This window comes from Marivibrio halodurans (assembly GCF_017963645.1).
Taxonomy (GTDB): domain Bacteria; phylum Pseudomonadota; class Alphaproteobacteria; order UBA8366; family Aestuariispiraceae; genus Marivibrio; species Marivibrio halodurans.
The window spans coordinates 24,132-47,376 of sequence record NZ_JAGMWN010000009.1 but is presented as its reverse complement, the minus strand read 5'-3'; the positions used below and the strand labels follow the sequence as shown (position 1 = coordinate 47,376).

The 23,245-nt window shown below is 63.8% G+C and carries 20 protein-coding genes and 2 pseudogenes; 7 read left to right on the top strand and 15 right to left on the bottom strand.

Going from position 1 to position 23,245, the window contains the following annotated elements:
- The first annotated feature begins 375 nt into the window (after window positions 1-375).
- From KAJ83_RS16245 to KAJ83_RS16230, 4 genes are all read left to right on the top strand, one after another.
- The gene (locus KAJ83_RS16245; RefSeq protein WP_210683163.1) at window positions 376-861 is read left to right on the top strand and encodes a hypothetical protein; all 486 of its coding nucleotides are present in this window, start codon (window positions 376-378) and stop codon (window positions 859-861) included.
- Window positions 848-1,612 (top strand): response regulator transcription factor, encoded by a 765-nt coding sequence (locus tag KAJ83_RS16240; protein ID WP_210683162.1) that lies wholly within the window; start codon window positions 848-850, stop codon window positions 1,610-1,612. The genes KAJ83_RS16245 and KAJ83_RS16240 overlap by 14 nt, the downstream gene beginning before the upstream one ends.
- Window positions 1,609-3,111: a sensor histidine kinase gene (locus KAJ83_RS16235; RefSeq protein ID WP_210683161.1), complete on the top strand. Its 1,503-nt coding sequence runs from the start codon at window positions 1,609-1,611 to the stop codon at window positions 3,109-3,111. Before KAJ83_RS16240 ends, KAJ83_RS16235 begins: the two co-directional genes overlap by 4 nt.
- A 328-nt stretch (window positions 3,112-3,439) precedes the next feature.
- Complete coding sequence (locus tag KAJ83_RS16230; RefSeq protein ID WP_210683160.1) at window positions 3,440-5,077, top strand: OpgD/OpgG family glucan biosynthesis protein; 1,638 nt, start codon at window positions 3,440-3,442, stop codon at window positions 5,075-5,077.
- A gap of 84 nt (window positions 5,078-5,161) precedes the next feature.
- Here the strand turns inward: KAJ83_RS16230 and KAJ83_RS16225 are convergent, their stop codons facing one another.
- The 7 genes from KAJ83_RS16225 to KAJ83_RS16195 all read right to left on the bottom strand — a co-directional run bounded on the left by KAJ83_RS16225 (window position 5,162) and on the right by KAJ83_RS16195 (window position 11,481).
- Window positions 5,162-6,397, bottom strand: a complete 1,236-nt coding sequence (locus tag KAJ83_RS16225) for an ABC transporter substrate-binding protein (protein WP_210683159.1) — start codon at window positions 6,395-6,397, stop codon at window positions 5,162-5,164.
- A gap of 112 nt (window positions 6,398-6,509) precedes the next feature.
- Entirely contained in the window at window positions 6,510-7,052 is a 543-nt protein-coding gene (locus KAJ83_RS16220) for a carboxymuconolactone decarboxylase family protein (RefSeq protein ID WP_210683158.1), read from the bottom strand.
- A 4-nt stretch (window positions 7,053-7,056) separates the two neighbouring features.
- A complete protein-coding gene (locus KAJ83_RS16215; RefSeq protein WP_210683157.1) occupies window positions 7,057-7,992 on the bottom strand; it encodes a branched-chain amino acid ABC transporter permease in 936 nt (311 codons plus the stop codon).
- Window positions 7,989-8,852 carry a branched-chain amino acid ABC transporter permease gene (locus KAJ83_RS16210; protein ID WP_210683156.1) on the bottom strand — a complete coding sequence of 288 codons (864 nt, stop codon included), beginning with the start codon at window positions 8,850-8,852 and terminating at the stop codon, window positions 7,989-7,991. Before KAJ83_RS16210 ends, KAJ83_RS16215 begins: the two co-directional genes overlap by 4 nt.
- Window positions 8,853-9,578 (bottom strand): ABC transporter ATP-binding protein, encoded by a 726-nt coding sequence (locus KAJ83_RS16205; protein ID WP_210683155.1) that lies wholly within the window; start codon window positions 9,576-9,578, stop codon window positions 8,853-8,855.
- Entirely contained in the window at window positions 9,575-10,291 is a 717-nt protein-coding gene (locus KAJ83_RS16200; RefSeq protein WP_343222040.1) for an ABC transporter ATP-binding protein, read from the bottom strand. The genes KAJ83_RS16205 and KAJ83_RS16200 overlap by 4 nt, the downstream gene beginning before the upstream one ends.
- Before the next feature lie 194 nt (window positions 10,292-10,485).
- A complete protein-coding gene (locus tag KAJ83_RS16195; protein ID WP_210683154.1) occupies window positions 10,486-11,481 on the bottom strand; it encodes a TauD/TfdA family dioxygenase in 996 nt (331 codons plus the stop codon).
- 138 nt (window positions 11,482-11,619) lie between these two features.
- Between KAJ83_RS16195 and KAJ83_RS16190 the strand changes: the two genes are divergently transcribed.
- Window positions 11,620-12,513, top strand: coding sequence for a LysR substrate-binding domain-containing protein (locus tag KAJ83_RS16190; RefSeq protein ID WP_210683153.1), 894 nt, complete (start codon window positions 11,620-11,622; stop codon window positions 12,511-12,513).
- A 71-nt stretch (window positions 12,514-12,584) separates the two neighbouring features.
- On the opposite strand, the pseudogene KAJ83_RS16185 reads toward KAJ83_RS16190, so the two are convergent.
- A pseudogene (locus KAJ83_RS16185) lies at window positions 12,585-13,739 on the bottom strand (IS3 family transposase).
- 65 nt (window positions 13,740-13,804) lie between these two features.
- On the opposite strand from KAJ83_RS16185, the pseudogene KAJ83_RS16180 reads away from it, so the two are divergent.
- Together KAJ83_RS16180 and KAJ83_RS16175 are read left to right on the top strand one after the other, a co-directional pair.
- Window positions 13,805-14,006: pseudogene (locus tag KAJ83_RS16180) on the top strand (transposase); the annotation flags it as partial.
- Window positions 14,007-14,353: 347 nt separating this feature from the next.
- Window positions 14,354-14,779, top strand: coding sequence for a GlcG/HbpS family heme-binding protein (locus KAJ83_RS16175; RefSeq protein ID WP_210683152.1), 426 nt, complete (start codon window positions 14,354-14,356; stop codon window positions 14,777-14,779).
- Window positions 14,780-14,818: 39 nt separating this feature from the next.
- Here the strand turns inward: KAJ83_RS16175 and KAJ83_RS16170 are convergent, their stop codons facing one another.
- From KAJ83_RS16170 to KAJ83_RS16140, 7 genes are all read right to left on the bottom strand, one after another.
- Window positions 14,819-15,280 (bottom strand): Zn-ribbon domain-containing OB-fold protein, encoded by a 462-nt coding sequence (locus KAJ83_RS16170; protein ID WP_210683151.1) that lies wholly within the window; start codon window positions 15,278-15,280, stop codon window positions 14,819-14,821.
- A gap of 12 nt (window positions 15,281-15,292) precedes the next feature.
- Entirely contained in the window at window positions 15,293-16,468 is a 1,176-nt protein-coding gene (locus tag KAJ83_RS16165; protein WP_210683150.1) for a thiolase family protein, read from the bottom strand.
- Window positions 16,465-17,601 carry a thiolase C-terminal domain-containing protein gene (locus KAJ83_RS16160; protein ID WP_210683149.1) on the bottom strand — a complete coding sequence of 379 codons (1,137 nt, stop codon included), beginning with the start codon at window positions 17,599-17,601 and terminating at the stop codon, window positions 16,465-16,467. The genes KAJ83_RS16165 and KAJ83_RS16160 overlap by 4 nt, the downstream gene beginning before the upstream one ends.
- Window positions 17,602-17,690: 89 nt before the next feature.
- Complete coding sequence (locus KAJ83_RS16155) at window positions 17,691-18,839, bottom strand: CaiB/BaiF CoA transferase family protein (RefSeq protein WP_210683148.1); 1,149 nt, start codon at window positions 18,837-18,839, stop codon at window positions 17,691-17,693.
- Between the two features lie 100 nt (window positions 18,840-18,939).
- The gene (locus KAJ83_RS16150) at window positions 18,940-19,815 is read right to left on the bottom strand and encodes a cyclase family protein (RefSeq protein WP_210683147.1); all 876 of its coding nucleotides are present in this window, start codon (window positions 19,813-19,815) and stop codon (window positions 18,940-18,942) included.
- A gap of 16 nt (window positions 19,816-19,831) precedes the next feature.
- Window positions 19,832-21,430: a class I adenylate-forming enzyme family protein gene (locus KAJ83_RS16145; protein ID WP_210683146.1), complete on the bottom strand. Its 1,599-nt coding sequence runs from the start codon at window positions 21,428-21,430 to the stop codon at window positions 19,832-19,834.
- Window positions 21,431-21,667: 237 nt separating this feature from the next.
- Window positions 21,668-23,020 carry an MmgE/PrpD family protein gene (locus KAJ83_RS16140; protein ID WP_210683145.1) on the bottom strand — a complete coding sequence of 451 codons (1,353 nt, stop codon included), beginning with the start codon at window positions 23,018-23,020 and terminating at the stop codon, window positions 21,668-21,670.
- Between the last annotated feature and the right edge of the window lie 225 nt (window positions 23,021-23,245).

Below are 23,245 nucleotides of genomic sequence, written 5' to 3'. Positions count from 1 at the left end.
TCGGAGCACGCGCAAGTCGCGTTCTGACAGGGAGATTTCTTGGCCGGCGCTCCGCTCAAGGCCAGGACCAAGCAAGCAGCCGACCCTTAGGGGACGTGCGACGGGCTCCGAAGTTCCACTTAGGGCATCCCCGGGAATCCGCGTGCGGCGTGGGTGGCCGCGCTCCGGCCCTTGCGTTCGGGGGAACCGTGACCTGGAAATCGTCACGGGCTCGGAATATGAATATACAGCCCAAGGAAAACAATGTGTTTGGCCTTGATATTGGGGGCGGGGTCCATTTTTGAATTGGTGCGTCATCCCTGGATGGACGAAAGTGGAGCGGCGTCATTCTTTATATGTGGCGGGCTTTATAAGTGGCGGGAAGGGATTGGTGGAATGCGTTCGCTACCTATCGTCGTCGGCTTGGCGCCCGCCACGCTTCTGCTCTGTGCCGTCGCGTTAGCGGGTTGCGCGCGCGAGTCGTCCGGGACGGCGAACGCCCCCGCCGTGGCCGCGATGCCGCCCGCCGCGCCGCCGCCCGCCACGGCGCCCCCGGCCGCCGAGCCGCCGGCCGATCCCATCGAGGCCCCACGCGCGCGCTTGAAGCCGGAGGAGCCCCCGCGTCCGCCCGAACGCTTCATCCTGCCCCCTCTCGTCGGCAAGACGGGGGCGGCGGTCAGGGCGGCGCTCGGCGAGCCCGCCGTTGTGACCAGCAACGGCCCGGGCAAGGTTTGGCGGTACGGGCAGGGCGACTGCGCGCTGCGGGTCTTTCTCTATCCCGACGTGGCCTCGAATTCGCTTCAGGTCCTGAGCACGGAGATCGCGGAGGCGACGGAGGCCGGCACCGCCTGCGAATGGAGGACGACGGATGACCTTGAGTGAGGCGCATTCGACGGTCACGGGCGATGCGAAACGGCGCCTCGCCATCGTCGACGACGACCCGTTGTTCCGGGAGTCGATCACGCAGAACCTGCGCGACTTCGGATATAGGGTGACGGAATTCGAGGAAGGGCTGTCCTTCATCAACTGGCTGTCCGACGCCCCCGACATCGACCTGTTGCTGCTGGATTGGAAAATGCCCCGCATGAACGGCATCGAGGTCCTGGCGCATGTCCGCAAGATCGCGCCGGAACTTCCGGTCATTTTCCTCACCGTCCTCGGCGACCAAATTTACGAGGAAGCCGCATTGCTGGGAGGCGCCGTCGATTTCGTCGAGAAATCGCGCAGCTTCTCGATCATCCTGCGCCGGATTCAATTGATTCCCGCCACGCAGCCGAACGGGTCGGCCGACACCGGAAAGAGTCCGTCCGATACGATCGAGATCGGGGGACTCGTCCTCGACACCGGATCGCGGCGGGCTTATTGGAACGAGCGCCGGGTCGACCTGACGCTTTCGGAATTCGAAATGGTGCATTTCCTGGCCCGCGACCCGGGGACCGACATCTCCTACCGGGATATCTATGACGTGGTTCGCGGCGAGGGTTTCTCCGCCGGTTTCGGGGAGGATGGGTACCGCGCGAACGTACGGTCCGCGATCAAGCGAATCCGGCAAAAGTTCCGGGACATCGATGTCGATTTCGACCAGATCGAGAACTATCCCGGCTTCGGCTATCGCTGGCGCCCGCCGGAATGAGCGACCGGCGCCTCCGCTCCCTTCGTCTGGCCGCCCGTTCCCTCACGGCGAAAGTCGCCCTCGTCTGTCTGATCCTGTTCGTCGCGCCGGTGCTGTTCTATAATCTCCTGGAGAAGGCCGACGACGAGAAGGACCGGCTTGTCCTTCGCGCCATCCAGCAGGAGGGCCGTCTGATCGCCGAGGCCCTGTTCCCCCATCTCCGCGATTTCACCCCCGAGGAGACCCGCGACCTGAGCGCCCTGCTCGCCCGGATCGCGACCGAGGGGCGCACCGTGAAAGTGTTGTTCCAACCGGCACGGAACGAGTCGGGCGCCGGCGGCTTCCTGCTGATCGCGACGCATCCGCCCAGCACCAGTATCCCAATCGAGGACCAGCAGGAGCAGATCATTCAAACCGGAATCCTCGGCAAGCTGGACGAAGCGTGCGATCAGGGCCGGACGCTCGCCATGCCCTTCACCTCCGCCAGCGGACGCGAGGAAATCCTGACCTTCCTGCGAACCCAAGCCATGAATGACGGCTGCTGGGCGGTCATCACCTCGATCGCGCGAAACGAATTCCTGAACGTTCCCATCGACCGGCCCTATTGGCGGTCCCAGGAATTGCAGTTGGTCGCCGCGATCTATCTGGCCGTGACGTTCCTGATTATCTCGATCCTATTGACGATGCGGAAGAACCTGCGCCGCTTCCGGAAGGCGATGGAGTCGATTCGGCGCGGCCATGGCGATCAGGTATCCTTCAAGAGCCGGAACGTCATACCCGAACTTTCCCGCATCACCGGCGAATTCGACGAGTTGCTGCGGAGCATGCGCCGGTCGGAATTGCTGGCGCGGCAGGCGGCGGAAGAGAACGCCCACGCCTTCAAGGCGCCGCTCGCCGTCATCTCGCAATCGCTCGAACCGCTGCGCCAGGCCATCCCGGCGGACTCTCCCCCCCAGCGGAGCATTCAGCGGATCGAGAAATCCATCGACCGGCTCGACGGCCTGATCTCGGCCGCGCGCAGTATCGAGCAAAGCATGCCGGCCCTGCTCGACGATCCGCTGGACGTGATCGACCTCTCGCGGATGCTCGCCAGCCTGCTCACCGAATACCGGACGCGCGCGGCGCTGGGCGAACGTCAGCTGGTGTATGATATCCCGGATAAGCTGTTCGTCCGGGCACGCGGCGACCTGGTCGAAACGGCGGTCGAGAACGTGCTGGACAACGCGCTGGATTTCAGCCCGGCTCAAGGCCGGATATCGGTTCACGCCGTCAAGGCCGGCGACGGCGGGATATCGATCCATATCCGGGACGAAGGTCCCGGTATCCCGTCGGCGGATCTGGAACGGGTCTTCGATCGCTATTTCTCCTCGCGCGCCGCCGACGGCCGCGCGGGAAATTTCGGTATCGGCCTGTGGATCGTCAGACGCAACATGGAGGCGATGGGGGGCGACGCGCGCGCCCGCGTACGCGACGACGGGGGAACGGAAATCATCCTTTCGCTGCGCGCGACACCCGGCTGACCGGCAAGCGAACGCGGCCCCCCGCACCATCCCGGGCCACCCCGCCACGATATGCGCGATATCGACCCCGGTCGTGGAACTTTCCCGGCCGAAATCAGTCTTACCGCGTGGGAGTGGATGACCCATGTCGGGAACGGTGTCCCAGGAAACCATGGGGATCGGACCATGGGGTCCAGACCATGGGCGAATTGGTATCGAGGGGAGTGGAGATGCGAGAGCCGACGACATGCGCCCCCGCGCCTCCTCCCCGCGTCCTCTCTCCCGACCTCGCTTCCTCCAAACGCCCCAATAGACGCCCCGTTACCGGAGCGCATTCCAGGAGCTACGAATGACTGCGACGCGCGCGCGACGCGATTTGCTGAAGGCCCTGTCCGGCGCGGCCGCCCTGGCCTCCCTGTCGATGGTGGCGCGGCCGGTCCTCAGCCAGACGAACGACGCCAAGACGGGAGGCACGGCCGGCAACGAGGCCCTGTCCCTCGGGCCCCCGAAACCCTTCGTCTTCGAGGATCTGGTCGCCGCGGCCCGGGAGAGCGCTTCCAAACCCTACGAGCCGGTCCCGCCGCCCGCGCCCGAGGTGACGGAGCGCATCGATTACTCCGAGCACGGCGCGATCCGCTTTCCACCGGAGAAGGCGATGTTCAAGACGGGGGAGGCGCACTACCCCGCGACCTTCTTCCACTTGGGCAAATGGTTTCCCACGCCGGTCAACATGCACGTCCTGGTGGACGGCATGGCGCACGAAGTCCTCTATCGCTCCGACTATTTCGACGCGCCGGACGATAATCCCGCGCATGACATGCCCGACGGGTCGGGTTTCGCGGGCTTCCGCCTGCATGAGGACAAGGCGCGCGCCGATTGGAAGACCCAGGATTGGATCGCGTTCCTCGGCGCTTCCTATTTCCGCGCGATCGGGGATGAGGGGCAATATGGCCTCTCCGCGCGGGCATTGGCGATCGATACCGCGATCGGAGGCCCGGAGGAATTCCCCGCCTTCACCAACGTCTATATCCAGCCCGCGCGCGGAGAAAACGACCCGGTCCGGATCCATGCGACGGTCGAGGGGCCCAGCGTCGCGGGTGCCTGCCGGTTCGATTTGTTTCGCACCTCGGGCGTCGAGGTCGATGTCGATATCCGGCTGTTCTTCCGCCAGCCGGTCGAGCGGCTGGGTATCGCGCCGCTGACCTCGATGTATTGGTTCTCCGAGACGATATCCGGCGCGGCCGACGACTGGAGGCCGGAGGTGCATGATTCCGACGGTCTCTCCCTCTGGACCGGCGGCGGGGAGCGTATCTGGCGCCCCCTCAACAATCCGCCCCGGACGACGGTTTCCAGCTTCCTGGACAGCGGGCCGCGCGGTTTCGGCCTACTGCAGCGCGACCGGCGCGTCCTGCACTATCTGGATGGGGTGCGCTACCACCGACGGCCCAGCTTGTGGATCGAGCCGCATTCGGACTGGGGCGCGGGGTCGGTGCAATTGGTCGAGATTCCGACCGACGACGAAATCCACGACAATATCGTCGCCTTCTGGGTACCGGAGGAGAGGATCGAGCGCGGCTCCGAAGCGCGGTTCGGCTATCGCATGTACTGGTACGCGGAGCCGCCGCATCAGGCCGATGCGCTGGGACGGTGCGTCGCCACCCGGCTGGGCCGCGGCGGCGAGCCGGGCCGGAAGCGCCCGAAGGGGGTGCGCAAGTTCGTCATCGACTTCGCCGGCGGACCGATCGGCGACCTGAAAGGCGACGCGCCGGTCGAGGTCGCGATCGAGGCGAGCCGGGGGGGGGTCTCCTATATCTTCACCGAGCCGGTGCCCGAGGTGCCGCGATGGCGCGCCCAGTTCGACCTGCACCTTGACGACGCCGGCCAGGCCACGGAGCCGGTAGACCTGCGCGCCTATCTGCATATCGACGGCGAGCCGATCACCGAAACCTGGCTCTATCAGTACTGGCCGGAGGAGGTTTCGGGGTAAACTCCTTTCAAGGACGGAACCCGAACAAAAACGCCGGCGCCGCGTGGGAACGCGGCGCCGGCGCGCAATAGCCGCGAGCGCGGTTCAGGAAAGCGTCTGAACGTACTCGTTCTTGCCGTCGCGGATGACCTGATGGAGGAAATGGCGGTTCAACTGATCGCCATTGTCGTTGAAATCGCAATCGGCGCCGGCGCCGACATAGGCGACGTCCTCGCCGTTGCGGATCATCTCCAGGCACTTCAGGCCGTCCTGCTCCAGGGCGCCGGGCGGGTTGGCGACCGCCGGGATCGCCTCCGTCCAGACGGCGGCCTCGTCCGTTCCGGCCTTCTCCATCGCCAACGCGGCTGTCCACACCTGATCGAAGGCGTTGCCGGCGAAGAGGAAGACCGTGCCTTCCGGCGCGCCCATCGCCTTGACGAAGGCCTTGTAGCTCGGGCTTTCGATCGGCGGGGCCGGCTGGAAATGATCGATGCCTTCCGCCACTTCGGGACCGACGGCTTCGAGGAACCGGCCGTTTGAATCCGCCGCCAGGGACAGCGAGCACACCTTGCTGTCGAAGCCGCCGCGATAGACCTCCTTCATGATCGAGGTGAAGTCGGTCAAAAGCCCCGGAACGAAGACCGCGTCCGGATTGGCGCCGAACACTTTCTCGACCTCGGCGCGGTAGGAGGGTTGCTCCGGCAGATAGGTGACGTTGTCGACAATGGTGCCGCCGGCCTTCTCCACCTGCTCGACGAAGGGGTCGATCATACTGACGATGAACGGGTTCTGCTGCGCCAGGACCGAGACCTTCTTATAGCCGCGCTGCTCCAGGATCTTGGCGCCCACGGGGCCCCATTGCGTCGACTTGGCCTGGAACCGCCAGATCAGGCCGCCGTGATCCTCCTCGGTGACCGCATTGGCGGCGCAGCTCACCATCATGACCTTCTTGGCGTCGATCAGAAGCTGCTTCGAGGCCATGGCGATGGGGCTGCCCCAATAGCCGATGACCGAATTGACGTCGTTGACCTCGATCAGCTTCTTGGTCGCGGCCGCGCCGGCCGTCGGGATGGTTTCTGAATCCTCGATATAGAGTTCTAGCTTGCGGCCTCCCAGCAGGCCGCCGGCGTCGTTGATGCTCTTCACCGCCAGTTTCGCGGCCTTCTCCATCTCCGGCCCATAGGCGCCGGTCGCGCCGGTGAAGGGGATGACCATGCCCATCTTGATGGGTCCCTCCGCCGCCCAGGACGGGCGGATATAGGGCATCGCGAGGGCCGCGGTCCCGGCGACCAGCACATGCCGGCGGCTAGGACCTCTTTTCTCGGTTACGCGGTTCGACATTTCGACCTTCTCCTGTTCGATTCGTATCTATCCGTTATCGACAGGCGTTTCCTCGTTTGTATGTTCGTTCCGTTTTTTCTTGTCGCGTTTCCGGGCGCCGATCGGAGATCGATCAGGCACCGGCCAATTCCGGCTCGATCTCGATCATCAGCGAGTCGTTGAACCTGTTGAAGAAGCCGCACAGCGCGATGCGCAGCGTCAATTCGACGATCTGCGCCTCCGTGAAATGCGCGCGCAGCCGCTCGAACATCTTGTCCCGGATGCGTCCGGCATTGTTGGTGACGGCGATCGTGTATTCGACGACCAGTTTGTCGACCGCGTCGAGTTCGGGATGGTCCTCGTACTCCAGCAGCCGGTCCAGCCCCTCCTCCGACATACCGTCGACGCGCAGATGGGGGCTGTGATGGGCGACGCAGTAATCGCAGGCATTGATCTTGGAGACACAGACCACGGCCAATTCGATGTAACGCCAGGTGATGCCGGCGCGCTGCTTCAATTCCTGCAGCATCGCCGCCAGATGGTGCGCGGCCGGCGGGACATGCGTCAGCACGCGCGCCTGATTGTCGAAGGGGCCGTATTCCGTCCCGTAGCGCCGCACGACATCCCGGATGTCGGCCGGCAGGGATTCGTAAGGGCGCTTGCTGACGCGTGCCATCGATCTACTCCTTCCCGGTGGGGGGCGGCGCGGTTGCCGCGGTCGCGCGCGGGGCCGAAAGGCGGTATTCACGCATCAGCCCCTGCGGTCGGAAGATCAGCAGCAGAATGAGCCCCGCCCCGATCAGGATCAGGCGGATGGCCGCGATCTGCGCGTTGTCGAGAACCTCGATGACATCCTTCAGGAAGCGCGACGCCTCCAGGAGGAACATGATCGAGCACGCCCCCAGAATGAGCCCCCGATGCGACCCGCGCCCCCCGGCGATGACCGCCATGAAGGCATAGGCGGTCATGATGGCCGTGAACTGGCTGGGGTCGATATAGCTGAATTGGAACGCCTGCAGGGAACCGGCGATCGCCGTGATTCCCCCACCCAGCGCGAAGGCCTTGACCCGCAGCAACAGCACGTTCCTGCCGAGGCTGGAGGCGACCAAGTCGTCGTCCCGCACCGCCCGCAACGCGGCCCCCACCGGCGAGCGGGTCAGGCGTTCCAGGCCGAAATAGACGATGGCGACGATCAGCACCGCGCCCGCCAGGAAGGCTGTTTCGTAATTCTCGGACCCGATAGTCTCGACGAGCGGGCGCGGAATCCCGGGAAGCCCCAGGGCGCCGCCCGTGAGCCAGCCTTCGTTCAGGGTGACAAGCCGAACGATCTCGCCGAACCCCAGGGTCACGATGGCGAGGTAATCCTCGGACAGGCGCATCGATATCAGCGAGAGCAGCCCGCCCATGACCGCGCACACCACCACCGACGCGGCGACCGCGAAGAGGGCGGGCCACCCGGCCAGGGTCAGGATGGCCGTCGTATAGGCCCCCAGGGCGACGAACCCGGCGAGGCCGAAATTGACCATGCCGCACATGCCCCATTGGACATTGAGCGCCATGGCGATCAGGACCGCGATGGAGACGAGGGTGGCGATGGTGACCAGATAGGCGATCATTTCACGATCTCCCGCGTGCCGAACAAGCCGTTCGGCTTGAGGAGGAGGACGACGCCGATCATCGCGAAGGCCACGCCCACGCGGTAGTTCGTCGGCACGACGAGGGTGGAGAGTTCGCCGATCAGCCCGAGCATCAGCGCGCCCACGACCGCGCCCACCGGGCTTCCCAGCCCCCCCAGGATGGCCGCGGCGAAACAGACGATGATATAGTTCCAGCCCAATTGCGGATCGATCGCCCGGTCCATCCCGACCAGGACGCCGGAAGCGGCGATCAGCGCCCCGGACAGCGCCCAGGTGGCCTTGATCACCCGCCCGCTATCGATGCCCCGGGCCGCCGCCAGGTTCGGGTTGTCGGCGACCGCGCGCATCGCCCGGCCCAACGCGGACCACCGCAGGATCAGATAGACGATCAGCATCGCCGAAAGACTGACGGCGGCGGCGATCAGGAACTCGTTGGTGAAGCGCAGATCGAACAGACGATGCGGGCGCGCCAGGGGAATATCGAAATTCCGCGCGGCATTGCCGAAGAACAGACGGCATATATTCTCAAGCACGAAGGAAAGCCCCATGCTGGCGACCAGCAGGGTGATCGATCCCCGGTCGCGCAACGGCCGGAACACGGCCGCATCGCAGAGTATCGCGACGAGCGGAAACAACAGAATCGTCAGCAGGGCGCTTACGATCAGCGGAACCCCGACCAGGACATTGAAGGTCCAGGCCATATAGGCGGAGAAGGTCAGCATCGCGCCGATGGCAAAATTCGGAAAACGCAGAATTCCGAAGGTCAGGGTCAATGCCAGGGCCGGAAGCGCCACGATCAGCCCCGTGCCGATACCGTTCACGATCAATTGGCCGAACACTTAGCTCTCCCCCAGGAACAAGGCATGCAGGTCACCTTCCGCGGCAAGCTCGGAAGCGGCGGAGAGATGGCGGACGGCGCCGTTGACCAGAACCATCGCCCGGTCCGAATAGGGCAGGATCGCCGCCACGTTCTGCTCCACCACGATGACGGTGGTCCCCATCTCGTTGACCGCCTTCATCTTGTCGAAGATCTCGGTAACCAGCTTCGGGGAGAGGCCGGCCGAGGGCTCATCCAGCAGCAGAACCTCTGGCGAGGAGATCAGGGCGCAGGCGAAGGCGAGCATCTGACGCTGACCGCCGCTGAGATTTCCCGCCAAAAGATGCTGACGCTCCGCCACGTCGGGGAACATCTCCAGGACCCGTTCGCGCTCCCGCCGGGCACCCTGACCGCGAAGGCCCAGGAATTCGGTCGACAGGGTTAGGTTCTCCGCGATCGTCATATTGCGGAAGACGTTGAATTCCTGTGGCACATAGGCCATCCCGGCGGCGATCCGCTGGGGTGCCTTCAACGCCGTCACATCGCCCCCGAACAGGGACAGCGCGCCGCGCCGAATCGGCACGATCCCGGCCAGTGTCTTTATCAGGGTCGATTTGCCCGATCCGTTCGGGCCGATGATGGCGAAGACTTCCCCCGCCCCGACCTCGAAACCGACACCGTTGACGATATCGTCGCCACCATAGCCGGAGCGGATCGCCTCCGCGGTGAGAATCGACTTCGGTTTCAAACCACGCCCCCCAGATAGGCTTCCGCGACGCGCGCATCCGTGGTCACGGCCTTGAAGTCACCGCGCATCAGGGGCGTGCCCTCCGCCATCACGACGACCTCGTCGCTCAGGGCGGCGACCATGTCCATGTTGTGCTCGACCAGGACGAAATCGACGCCCTCGGCATGCAGGTCCCGGATGACCTCGATCAACACCTTCACCATCGGCGGCGCGACCCCGGCCGCCGGCTCGTCGAGCAGGACGACGCGGGGTTTCAGCATCAAGGCGCGGGAGAGTTCCAGCAGCTTCTTCTGTCCGCCGGAAAGGGCGCTGGCCGTCTCGTCCGCCAGCCGGTCGAGACCAACACGGCGCAACAGCCCCATCGCACGATTCACGGCCTCGGCCTGCTCATCCAGGACGCGGGCGCGGCGAAAGACCGGCGCGAAGAAACTCATCGGATCACTGGGGCGGTCGGCGAGCAGCAGGTTTTCGAGCAGCGTCAGGCTCGACAGCTCGCGCGAGATTTGAAAGGTCCGCGCCAGCCCCTTACGCGCCAGGATATGCGGCTTCGCCCCGGTCACATCGTCGTCGAAAAGACGGATCGATCCCGAATCGGGCACAAGGGCCCCGGATATGCAATTCAGGAGGGTGGATTTCCCGGCGCCATTCGGCCCGATGACAGCCGTTATCTTTCCAGACTCGAATTCCACGGAGCACTTGTCGAGGGCCGACACGCCGCCGAACCGCTTTCCCACGTCAACAATAGTCAGCAAATGCCTCTTCCCGATCCCAAGCGAAGGTCGTCCGGCCCGTGGTTCGGCGAAGTCCCGATGGATTACGTATCCCGCTCCGCTTCTTTTCCGTCCGTGCCGTGCCCTTGAATGTGCTGTCCCGCTTCCTCCCGAAACGTCCTTCCATGCCGTCCCGCTTACTGTCCGAAATAGGTTCGGCGCCCCTTGTCGCGCATCCAGAGCCGGACCAGGTGCCGGCGGTCCTCCGGGCGGTCGAAATCCGTGAATTCCGTGCGGCTATGCCCGATCGCCAGGTTGTTCACATATTGGAATTGGCCGGCCTCCATCGCGAAATGAATCTGAAGCGCGTTGTCGGCGAAGATTTCCTCCAGCGCCGCCAGCGCGCGCGCCGTCTCCGCATCCATGGATTCGCCCGACATTTCGTACCCGTTGCGCACCTGGTGCAATCCCAATCGGGCCTTCACGCCGTCGGATTCGACGAAAATCGGCTCGGAGATCGTGCCCGCCTCATCCGGGTGATGTTCCTTCTGGCGGTCGAAAAGGAAAGGTTCATAGAGCCTGGCAAGGGCGTCGCGATGCCGTTCCAGCAAGGCGTTGTAGGTCGTCTCGAAGCTCATCAACCGGCTGACGCCACCCTGCTTGGCGGGCTGCAGGCATAGCAGCCCGACGAAATCCGGCATCGGATTGTTATAGGAATTGTCGTTGTGGAAGGTCAGATCGATATTCGTCTTGTCGGGCCGCACGCCCGATCCCGCCACCGCCTTCGCGCCCGTGTCCTGGATATCGTAGATCATGGTGCCGTCGACCTTCTGGGCGACGGGGCGCGAGATCATCGAGGACAGAACCCAATAGACCGTCTTCGCCTCGTCCTTGGTCAGGCGCTCCATCGGCAGCCGATCGACCAGGGCGATGCCGGAACCGTCGATCAGCCCCTCGCGCACCGCGCGCATCGCCTCCCGGCACCTCGGCATTTCGAAATCGTCCGGGGTCAGCAGGATCGTGGGCAAGGCGTTCCGGCGAAGGCTGGCGACCAAATCGTCGATCTCGGCCAGGCAGGCCGTGTCCAACGCGTACTTCCACTTTGTCTTGGCGATATCCTCGGCGCGCCACGCCATGGGCCCGGTGAAGGGGGCCGCGAGCGCGCTTTCATTGCTCGGACGGGTCACGGACATGTCCAACGTTTCCTCTATCGGCTCCTGATAAACGGTCATCCGATCGCGTCGAACGCGATCCAGGGCAAACTGTAGACCGCGTCAAAATTGAATGGAAATTTATTGTTTTTATTCAAAAAATAAGAAACGCTTATGCTCATGATGCCACAAACCCTGGACCTTTCCCTGCTTCGCACCTTCGTCGATGTCGTGGAGACGGGAAATCTGACCGAATCCGCGAAGCGTCTGGGCATGACGCAACCCGCGGTCAGTCAGCAACTACGGCGTCTGGAGGAAACGGTACGGCGTCCGCTCTTCACCGCCTCGCGCCGGCCGAAGACCCTGACCAAGGACGGCGAACTCCTGCACGGCTATGCGATAGCGATGCTGCGCCTGCATGACGAGGCGGTGTCCCGCTTCACGCGTTCGGAGATAACCGGACGGATCGTGCTCGGTTCCCCGGATCTCTATGCCAGTTTTCTCCTGCCGGCGATCCTGGCCGATTTCGCGGCCGCCTATCCCACGATCCAGATTGATCTGCGTTGCGACCTGACCCGGCCGCTGCTGCAGGATTATGCCGCCGGACGGCTTGATCTCGTGCTCGTGACCGACATGCCCCGGACGCCGCCGGGCCATTTCGTGCGCAAGGAGCCGCTGTTCTTCGTGACCGGAGAGACCAGCAACGCGCAACGGCAGACGCCGATTCCGCTGGCGATGCTGCCACAGGGGAATCTCTACCGGGACTATGCGATCGCCGCTCTTGAGGCCTATGGCCGGCCCTGGCGGATCGCGTGCGAGAGTGAGTCGATCGCGGGCCTTCTCGCCTCGGTCCAGGCCGGACTCGCGGTGACGGTGCTGACCGAACCAGCCGTTGGGCACGGTTACCGAATCTGTTCGGGTTTCGATGGCGTTCCGCCCCTACCCGGGGTCAATCTGGTGCTGCATTACCGGCGGGACGATCCGGAATCCCCGGCGGCCCATCTGGCGCGCTTCATGATGCACCGTCTGGTACCGGGACGCAGCCGGACGATTACCATGAACGATGCGCCTTAGACCCGATCCGCCTTCCCTCACGGCAGCCCCGCCCTGCTCAGCCGCTGACATGAGACCGAAGTTTCCTCCGTTCAGAGGGTGAGTCCTTTGGTTGATTGTTGGCTTGATGTTGATGGGATGACAAGCCTGTCCGGGGCATGCCCCGGACAGGCTATCGCGGCGGCTTCAGCGGGTGTTCTTCCGCCCAGACCCGAATGCGGTCTGACCGTGTTGTAGTCCTCCTTCCAGGCGGCGAGTTCGATGCGGGCGTGGCGGATTGAGGTGAACAGCGTCTCGTTCAAGCATTCGTCCCGGAGCCGCCCGTTGAAGCTTTCCACGAAGCCGTTCTGCATCGGCTTGCCCGGCGCGATGTAGTGCCAGTCGACGGCTCGTTCCTGGCTCCATCGGAGGATCGCCATACTGGTCAGTTCTGTGCCGTTGTCGCTGACGACGGTCTGGGGCTTGGCGCCACGCTGCCAGATCAGGGCATCCAGCTCCCGCGCGACACGGATGCCGGACAGCGACGTATCCGCGACCAGGGCTAGGCATTCCCGCGTGAAGTCATCGATCACGGCAAGGATCCGGAAGCGGCGACCGTCCGTGAAAGCATCCGACACAAAGTCCAGCGACCATCGCTGGTTCGGCCCGTCTGGCAGGACCAGCGGTGCCCGCGTGCCCAAGGCCCGCTTCCGACCGCCCCGCCGTCGCACTTGCAGCTTCTCTTCGCGATAAAGCCGCCTCAGCTTCTTCTGGTTCATCGCGATACCCTCCCGTGCCAGCAGCAGATGCAAACGCCGATAACCGAAACGACGACGCTCCCGCGACAGGGCGCGTAGCCGCTCCCGGACATCGACATCGTCCGGTCTACGAGACCGGTAGCGGATCGAAGTCCGGTCCGCTCCCAGCACAAGACACGCCCGCCGCTCGCTCACCCCGTGCGTGGCACGAAGATGAGCGACCGCCTCCCGCCGTGCAGCGGGCGTTACCATTTTTTGAAGCGACATCCTTCAGCATGGCGTTGTCCAGCATCGCCTCGGCCAACAGCTTCTTCAGACGCGTGTTCTCGTCCTCCAAAGCCTTCAGGCGCTTGGCCTCCGAGACCTCCAGGCCGCCATACTTGGCCTTCCACTTGTAGAACGTGCCTTCGCTGACACCATGCCGGCGGCATATATCCGCCGTCCGCTGCCAGCCTCCTGCTCCTTCAAAATCCCGATGATCTGCTCTTCGGTGAACCGGCTACGCTTCATAAATCCGTCTCCTTAACGTCGACGGACTCTACCTAAATCTGGAGGAACTTTCAGGTCTCAGGTCAACCAGCGCGGCGACCATGAAGGCCAACCAGTTCCGCCTCTGGTTCGCCTCCATGGCCTACGTCCTGCGGGTCGCTTCGGCTGAAGCTGCTGAAGATCGGCGCGCAGGTCACCGTCACCGTTCGGCGCATCCGCGTCGCCATGGCCTCGGCCTGTCCCTATGCCGAGGAGTTCGCTCTGGCGCACGCCCGATTATGCCGCTGACCCGCGCGACCCGCGCCCCCGCCGCACGCCCCTCAACAACGCTGAACCCGAACCGACCTGGCGGCGCCCAAGCGGCGCAAAAATCTGGCGCGCGCGCGGCGCACTGGATCAAGCCGCAACCGTCAACTGCCCCTCACGGCCGCGCCTCAGAAACCCTGGTGAGAAATGCGGGTTAAAGTCGCCGCCCCTGAATGGTATTGGGAGTTTTAGAAACACTGGACCTATAAATGTAAATAATAATCCAGCTTCATAGATAAATATATTTAAATTATATTATTTTGATGTATAAGTATTTGACTTTTACAATATTGTATATAATTATATTATACAATGATCATCGATTCACCGTGGAGAATATAGTGAAATCTTCTATTTTGTTAGAACTGGATGACGCCAAGAGAATAATTGACGCTGCGATCGATGTCGCCCGGGATATGGGATGCGCGGTGACCGTTTCCGTTGTCGATGCTGGCGGGCATCTGATTTCCTTGGATCGTATGGATGGCGCGCATGCCGCTACGCCTGAGGTCGCTATCGGCAAGGCGCGCTGCGCCGCCTTGTTCAGACGAGAAACGAAGGTGTTCTCCGACGCGGCGAAGTCGGATCCTTCAATCTGCCATGTGGGAAACATGTTCGCTGTCCCGGGCGGTGTGCCGATTGTCGTTGACGGTACCGGCATCGGCGGCGTCGGGGTATCCGGCGCCGCATCCAACGAAGACGCGGAAATTGCCCGCGCGGCCATTGAGTCGGCCCTTCGGAGCCACCGGACCTGATCGGCGGCTCCGAAGACCGGGACGGTACGCGACAACGGTCTAGTCCTGAACTTCGAACCAGAAATCCAGGACATCGCCGATTCGGTCCTTCTCCTCCGCGAAGCATGTCTTCACGCGCGTGCCGACCACGAGTTTTTCCGCGGCGCGTGCCGGGTCGGACAGATCGATGCCCTTGAAGTACCCCCCGATCGCGGTGCTGGCACCGTCGAGCAGAACATAGCCGAAAGCGTAGGGCGGCTCCGGCAGGTTCTGAAACGGCTCATAGGTGATCGTGAATGCCTCGATCCGTCCGCCGGGCCCGACCTCCACCCATTCGTCGGTCGCCTCGAGGGATTCGTCGGAAAACGCCCGCGGCGGCACGAGAACCCGGCCGTCGGACGGGCAGCGCCGGCCTAAAATCCTGGCACTTTCCTTGATTTGGGTAAAAAACTCGCTCGCGGTCTTACCCAGAGCGTGATTGTAGGTGATGTTCCAGACTTCTTTACGCGTCATCAGTTCCATGGGGTCGTCTCCTTACGCCTCGATTACCATTGTGCCGAAGAATTGGTGGTCGCCGCCATTGCCGCTCGCGATGCCGCGACGCGCGCCCTTGACCTGATGGTCTCCAGCGCGCCCCCAGACCTGAAGCGCCGTTTCAGCAACCCGCACCATCGCCGTCACTGCGATGGCGTTCGTGCAGAGCACACCGCCGGACGGATTGACGGGAATCCTTCCTCCGAGATCGAATTGACCCTCGCGCAGCATTGCCGGCGAGGCGCCCAACTCCGCCAGACCGGCCGCCTCGATTGCGTGGAATTCCGTATTGCTGAACGGCGCATACAGTTCCGCAACGTCGACTTGCGTGCCCGGATCGGTAATGCCGGCCTGTTTATAGGCCCGCGCGAAGGAGTTCTTCAGCGCGAATGCATCGGCATGATCGGCGCGCGCGGTGTCCGACATGCGGTCGCCCAGATAATAGTTCTCCGAGCAATGCCCGACCCCGGTGATCCATACCGCGTCCAGACCGTGTTCGCGAATGTAGCGTTCCGACGCGAGGATCATGGCGCACCCGCCGCTGGATTGCGGGCATGCGTCGTAGAGTTTGATCGGCCAGCAGAGATAGCGGGAGTTCAACACCTCCTCGGCCGTGCATTCCTTCCGCAGATGCGCGTTCGGATTCTTCGATGCATGGCGACGGTTCTTCACCGTGACCCGGGCCATGTCTTCCTCGGACATGCCGTATTTATGCATGTATCGAACGGCGGACATCGCGAGCATTGAGATCGTGCCGAGCGGCAGCGGGCGCTCATAGATCGGATCCCAAATCTTGTTGAGAACCGTTTGGGAGTCGCCGCATTCCCCGACCTTATCCGCGCCCGCGGTCAGGACGACGTCGCATGCGCCCGATGCAACGTGAAAATACGCCGCGGCGACGCTGGAAATCCCCGTCGAACCGCCGGTGTTGATTCGAAGAAACCTCTTGTTCTTGGCGCCGACCGCATCGACCCCCAGGCGTTCCGCGTTGCCGATGCCGACCATGGCGTCGGGCGACAGCGAATAGACCACGGCCTCGATATCGTCGAAACCGAGACCGCAATCCTGCATTGCGAGCGCGACGGCCTCGCGCACGAGTTCGGGATAGTTGGAATCCTCCCGCCGCGATTTGAAGGCGGATTGGCCGATGCCGATAATTCCGATCCGATCGCTCATTGTACGGTTCCCGGTTGCTGATTGTTCATTACGATGACGGTGTTGTACTGCATGGCGATGCCGCTCGCGGCGTGCGCGACGCCGCGTGCCGCCCCTTCCTTCTGCGCCGCGCCGGCCTCGCCGCGAAGCTGGCGGGCGACCTCGCTGATCCGCATCAGCCCGGTACAGAAGATCGGATTGACGGAAAGCGCCCCGCCGGAAAGGTTCACCGGCAATCGCCCGTCGGCATGAAACGTCCCGTCGCCCAGCGCGGCTTCCCATCCGTCCCTGCGGCAAAGGCTCAGCCCCTCGTACGAAAGCAATTCCTGATGCGGCGTCGCGTCCGCCAATTCGGCGACATCGAATTCGCCGACCGGGTCGGACACGCCGGCCTCGGCGAATGCCTGCGCCGCGGCGGCTTCCAGCGATGGCAGGCCGCCCAGGTTACGGTCGCCCAGGAAGCTGGGTTCCGTTGCCCAGCCCATGCCTTCGATCCAAACCGGCCGAGCAAGACCGCGATCCGCGACGAAGTCTTCGCCCGCCAGCACCATCGCCACCAAGCCGGTGATCGGCGGCGCGATCATATCGCTGAAGATCGGCCAGCGGACGGGATGGTCTCCCCGTGGCACGCCGCTGGAATATGCCGCGATATCGGGATAGGCGACGGCGCCGTTCGCGCGGTTCTTCGTCAATACCGAGTGCGAAAGGTCCGCCAGGTTCTCGACCGACGCGCCCAGTGCCGATGCCTGAAGCGCGTGCGACGACAGCTCGTCGAGCGGCAGGCGCCGGTGATAATACGGATCGGCCGCGAGCCGTTGCGCCTCCGAAAAGGACGAAACCTCGGCCGGGCTCCAGGCCAGGACGAGTTGGGTATCAAACAGTTTCGACGCGACGCGGAGCGCGCCGGTGACGAAGGCGTGTTCGCCCGCGGACGGGGTGCACAGGATATCGCGGTCAACGCCGCCGACCGGACCGGATGCGGCCATCACGGAAATCGCCCGACCGTCGTACTGGTCGTTCGCCGCAACGACGATCCCGTCGATGTCGTCATAGGTGATCCCGGCGCTGGCGACGGCTTTCTGCGCGACGTCGTAGAGAAGCTCTTCGAGCGACTTTCCGGTCGAGTTCGGAATCAAGGTGGTCGCGCCACCCACGACCGCAGGACGCGTTCTATATGCCATGTCTGTATCTCTCCAAAATCATCTGACGTTCCTGTTCCGCGGGTGAAAAGAGGCCGCGCCGGTCACTTTCCGGGCACGGTCGTCTTTGCTTCGCGCGAATGCGGCCAAAGCGCCGGCTCCTCCGACAAGGGCGGCCGGGAAGGCGAGGGCTGATCGTCCACGCGAACCGGAAAGAGAGCCTGCAGGTCGCCTTCGGGCGACCGCCGGATCAGCTTGCGTTGCTTGAAATGCGGCGTTTCCAGTGCCTGGCGGAGATCGAGAACCGGACTGAGGCAGCAATCGACCTCGCCGAACCGTTCGAGGCATTCGGTATAGGTCAACGAGCGGAAATAGTCGGAAACTTCCCGGATGAGGTCGGATTGCGGCGTCGGGGCAGCCTGCCGCTCGATCCAGTCGCCTCGTTCCGCCGCCACGCAGAACGCACGCCAGAACTTTTCCTCGACGGCGCCCAGCATGATGTGGCGTCCGTCCTTGGTTTCGTAGACCCGATAATACGCCGCACCGCTGTTCAGGTATGTGCTTTCCGGCTGCGGCACCGCGCTGCGCGCGCCGAAATCGGCGATCTGAAAGAGCTGGAGAGGCATCGCGATATCGGCCAGCGCGATGTCGATCTCGCACCCCTTGTTGTCTTCGCGGCGTGCGTTCAGCGCGCCGAGGATGGAAATCACGGCAAACAGCGCCGCCGACGTATCCGCAAGCGGCGGATCGAAGACATAGGGTGACCCGGCCCCGTTCCGGTGCAGAATCCCGGCCATCGCGAGATAGTTGCCGTCATGTCCGGCCGCCTGCGCCATCGGACCGGATTTTCCCCAGCCGCTCATGGAGCAGTAAATCAGCCGGGGATTGATGCCGCGTAACGTCTCGTAGTCCAGCCCCAGCCGCTTCATCGTGCCGGGCCTGAACCCTTCGATCAGCACGTCGGCATCGCGGACGAGGTCTAGGAACTCGCGGTGCGGCTTTTCCTGACGAAGATCCAACCGGAGAACCTTCTTACCGGCATTGATGGCCTCGTAGAATAGCGCCCGATCCTCGTCGTCCCGCGGGCCGAGACCGCGCATCGGATCGCCGCGCGGCGGCTCGATCTTCAGAACCTCCGCCCCCATGTCGGCGAGAAGGAGACTCGCCATCGGCCCGGGAAGGTACTGCGACAGGTCGAGCACTTTGATCCCCCGCCCAAAGCGGGCGAGCCGCGACGTCGATTCCGGTTTCATGATTTTCCCTTCCCCGACGCGTGTGTCCGAGCCGAATCTCGCCCCCCGATTGGGAGCGCACGGTCGGTGGGACCATTCGTTTCTCGGTTCTTCATGTTCATCAGAGCACCGCGATAGGGGCGAGCGGGCTGCCCGTTCCGCCGACGATGGGAATCGGGGCAGCGGAAAAGAGGAAAGATTTGGCACCGGCCTTGGCAAGCGGCGCCAACACCAATCCCTCGAGCAACGGCATGCCGTAGTCGCGGATCAATCGTTGATGGACCGGAAAGACGGCCCCCGCCGGAAAGGGAATGGTCTCGATCGCGAAATTGTCGGCGCCGAGCGCGGCGACGCCGCTTTCCGCGAGCCATTCCGCCCCCTCCACATCGATTCCCGGTTCGGTATCCAGGGACACGCCGGTGCGTCCGATATGGCTTTCCAGCCAGCCGGTGCGTATCAGCACCACATCGCCCGGCTCGATTTCCCGCCCCGTCGCCGACAGCGCCGCCTTCAAGATATTCAGGGTGATCGTCTCTCCCGGAGGAAATACCTCGCCGCGCTGGGCGACCGCGTCCAACAGGATGCCGCGCGTGAACAGTGGCGGCATCTTGTCGATGCCACAGAACTGACCGCCCTTCGTGCTTCTAATCGAATCGCCCGAAAACTCGTTATACAAACGGTCGTCGTACCAGGCGTGACACAGCGCATCGATATGCGTGCCGGTATGGACCGGCATCATGATGGTGTCCTCGGCGAACTGAAACCCGCCCGGACGCTTGCCCCCGGCGGCATAGTCGCCGCCGTCGCGGTCCATGAAATGCGCGAAGCCGTGGCGATGGCGCGCCATCGGCGTCGCCGAACTGAGGGGCTGCGCCAAGCTTAGAACGCGGCCGACGCTCACCAGCCCGGCGGCGGCCGTCACCTTGTCCGGCGTGATCAGATTCAGCGTCCCGGCTTCGTCTTCGGGACCCCATCGCCCCCAGTTTTCCTTGGCCATTCGCAAGTCCTCCACCCTATGCCGGTTCGGTCGCCGCGAGATCCGCGGCGTGCCGTTTGAGTTCCCGGCGCAGGAGCTTGCCCGTCGCCGTCTGCGGCAACCGTTCGCAAAACACGATGCGGTGCGGAACCTTGTAGCTGGAAAGATGCTCGCGGCAGTAAGCGCGCAGACCGTCCGCGTCCAGCCGGCCCGGGTCGGCGATCACGAAGGCGAAAATCGTATCGCCCCGATCCAGGATCTCGACGCCGACGACACCCGCTTGGACGACTTGGGGATGCCGCAGCAAGACTTCCTCGATCTCCGCCGGAGAGACGTTTATCCCCCCGCTCTTGATCAGTTCCGCGCCGCGACCGACGAATACGAACTCGCCCGCCTCGGTCAGGTAGCCGTAATCGCCGGGGCGGAAGTAGCCTTCGGACGTGAAGACGGTTTCGTTGAGGGTGGCGCTGGCGCCGCAATATCCAGGCGTTACATAGCCGCGAATCTCGACCAAGCCAGGCTCCCCGGCGGGGAGCGGCCCGCCGCCGTCCGGGTCCACGATGCGGAGTTCGACCCCTGGCAAGGGCATGCCCTGGCAATTGGCCCGCCGTTCCAGGGGCCATGCGTGATCGGTGACGCAGCTGTTGCCATACGCTTCGGAGACGCCGTAGATGTTGCAAATATCGGCGATGCCGAGATCCGTCGCCGCGCGCCGAATGTCCTGGGGGCTGCCGATCGTAAGACCGGTCCGAAGCGTAGCGACCCGCGAGGGATCGAACCGGTCGTGGGTCAGAAGGTCGCTCGTCATTCCCGGAAGCGTGTAGATCGCCGTGCAGCCGTGGCGCTCGATCAGATCCAGCGCCTCGCCCGCTTCGAACCGCCCCTGCAGGACCAGCGTCGCGCCATGGGTAAAGGTCGCCGGCATCGCATTGACGCCGCCATAGGACCAAAACAGCGGCGGCGAGAGGAAGACCCGGTCGCCGGAGCGCAACCCTTGGCATTCACCGATATTGAAACCGTTCTCCACGATCGCATGGTGTTTCATGCGGACCGCCTTGGGAAAACTGGTCGACCCGGAGGTATAGATGATGAGAGCGTCGTCGACGGCGCTCGCCGATACTCCCGGCGGCAAGTCGTCGCCCAACGGAGCGCCCCGCCGAAACCGGGCATAGGCGCGGTCGTCCGCCGCGTCCTCCCCGTCCACGACGATCACCCGTTGCAGGTTCGGATAGCGTTCCCGCGCATCCACCGAGGCTAGAATGGCGTCGACTTCCGCCTGGAACTCCTGCTTGCCGAACCGCGCCAGGGTAAACAGAACCTTGACGCCGGAATCCTGCAAAAGGAACTCCAACTCCTCGCGCGTGGACCAGGTGCTGAACGGAACCGCGGTCGCGCCCACCGCCGAGGCCCCGAAGACGATTTCCAACCATTCCGGCCGGTTGTTGACGATCAGCCCGACGCGGTCTCCCCGTCGAACGCCGCAGGCGCGCAGGGCCGAGGCAACAGACCTGGCCCCCCGCTCCAAATCCCCGAAGCCGATCTCCGCGCCGCCGGCGATCACGGCCGTGTTCGTCGGATAGCGCTCTGCCTGTTCGCATAGAAGCTCGAACAGTGTGCGGGCGAACGGAATTCTCACGACACGCATCTCCACGTTCTCTGCGGGCGAAAGCCGGCAGTCCGGGGCGAGCCCATGCAACGAAGCCGGTAAGAGTTGGAGTGCGCTAACGGCAACCAAAATCTACCATATAGTAGATTAATGCTAGCGTTGGTACATTTCATTGTCCACCTCGTTTCGTCGATCCATGGAGCCGGTCGGAATTCCGGGCGATTTCGCGAGACGCTCCGCGCGGGCGGGAAGCGTCTCGCGACGGAATCAGGAAGCCGGCCGCGCCAGGTCGCCGACGACGCCCATGCGGGCGATATCGACGCAGCCCCAGGACCGTTCCAACAGCGCATTCGACGCTTCGACGCCCAGGATCGGTTCGGCCTGCGCCCTGAACTTCCGGTCGATCTCGTCGTCCGTCATTGGGCGCTCAAGGCTTCCGCGGCAGTGCGGCACCCTGACCGAGGACGTCCGGCCGTCGCTGAAGGTCAGGGTCGCGGATGTCTCTCCGGCTGTGTGGTCGTCCGCCGCCATGGCCGTAATTCGGTCCCGCATGGCCAAAATTTGGGGGTCGTGAACGCTGGCGTCGTCCCCTTCGGGAAGACCGGCGACCCCGCGTTCGAGCGCTGCGGCGGCCCAGTGATACAGGCTTACCTGCGCTGCCAGCGCCGTTTGCGGCGCCTTGCGGCCGGTCAGTTCGATGGTCACGGGATGGACCCGCAAATCGCAGCGTTCTACCGACGCGCTGTCGTACCCTTCTTCCCGTGCGAGGTCCAAACAGGCGTCGATCACGGAATGAATGACGATCCCGCAGGGATACGCCTTGATCGCGTTCGAATAGAGTTCGAAGTGGCTGCCGAGACCGTCGGTGATCGCGTCGTAATTGGCGGGCTGACCGAACACCGCGCCGAACCCCTTCGACCCTTCCAGGCCGCACTGGGAGCTATCGAACCCCTTTTCCGCCAGGAGCGCCGCCCACAAGCCGTTGCGCGCCGCCTGCGCGGGCACGAAGCCGCTGCACATCGTACCGTGCATTTCCCGGATTCCGGCCGCCTGCGCCGCCGCGATGCCGAGCGCGTAGATCATTTTCCGGCGATCGAGATTCATCAGCTTGCCGGCGGCCGCCGCGGCCCCGAACGTGCCGGCCAAGCCGGTCATGAACAGATTGATATCCGCCTTCGCGGGCGGAACCATAAGGGCGGTACCGACCCGGCATACCGTTTCTATGCCGAGATAGACCGCGTTCAGAAACGCCTGACCGCCGATACCGCGATGCTCCGCCACGGCCAGCGCGGCGGCGGCCGCCGGCCCCGTCGGGTGAACGATGGAGGCGAGATGCGTATCGTCGAAAGTATGCACGGCCGAACTATAGCAATTGAGAAACGCGGCGTTCGCCATGTCGGTAACGTCCGTCACGCCCAGAACACTCGCCTGCGGCGATCCGCCGATCACAGTCGCAGCCTCGCGCGCGATTGGGAATCCCGGATGCGTCGATCCGCCCAAGGCGCAGCCCACGAAATTCACAAAGGCCCGAAGCGTCTCCCGCTGCGCCCTTTCCGGCAGGTCGGACCATTCGGCCCCGACGACATATTCAGCCAGTGTCGCCGTGGTATCTTCGGTCATGAGGCCTCCCAATATATTTATCTACCGATAGATTCTCTATTGAACTGGTTAGTATCATATGTGACTATCCAGTGCAACCAGACGAAAGATCGGTGAACGCAATAAGGTAGGGGAGCGCAACAGTCGGTGAGGGTTCGCGGCAGGCGCGGTATTTCCGCCGCCCACAGAGTTCCGCGGGCCGGTCTCGCCACAAGGCGGTCGGAAACAATCTCGACATATATAATG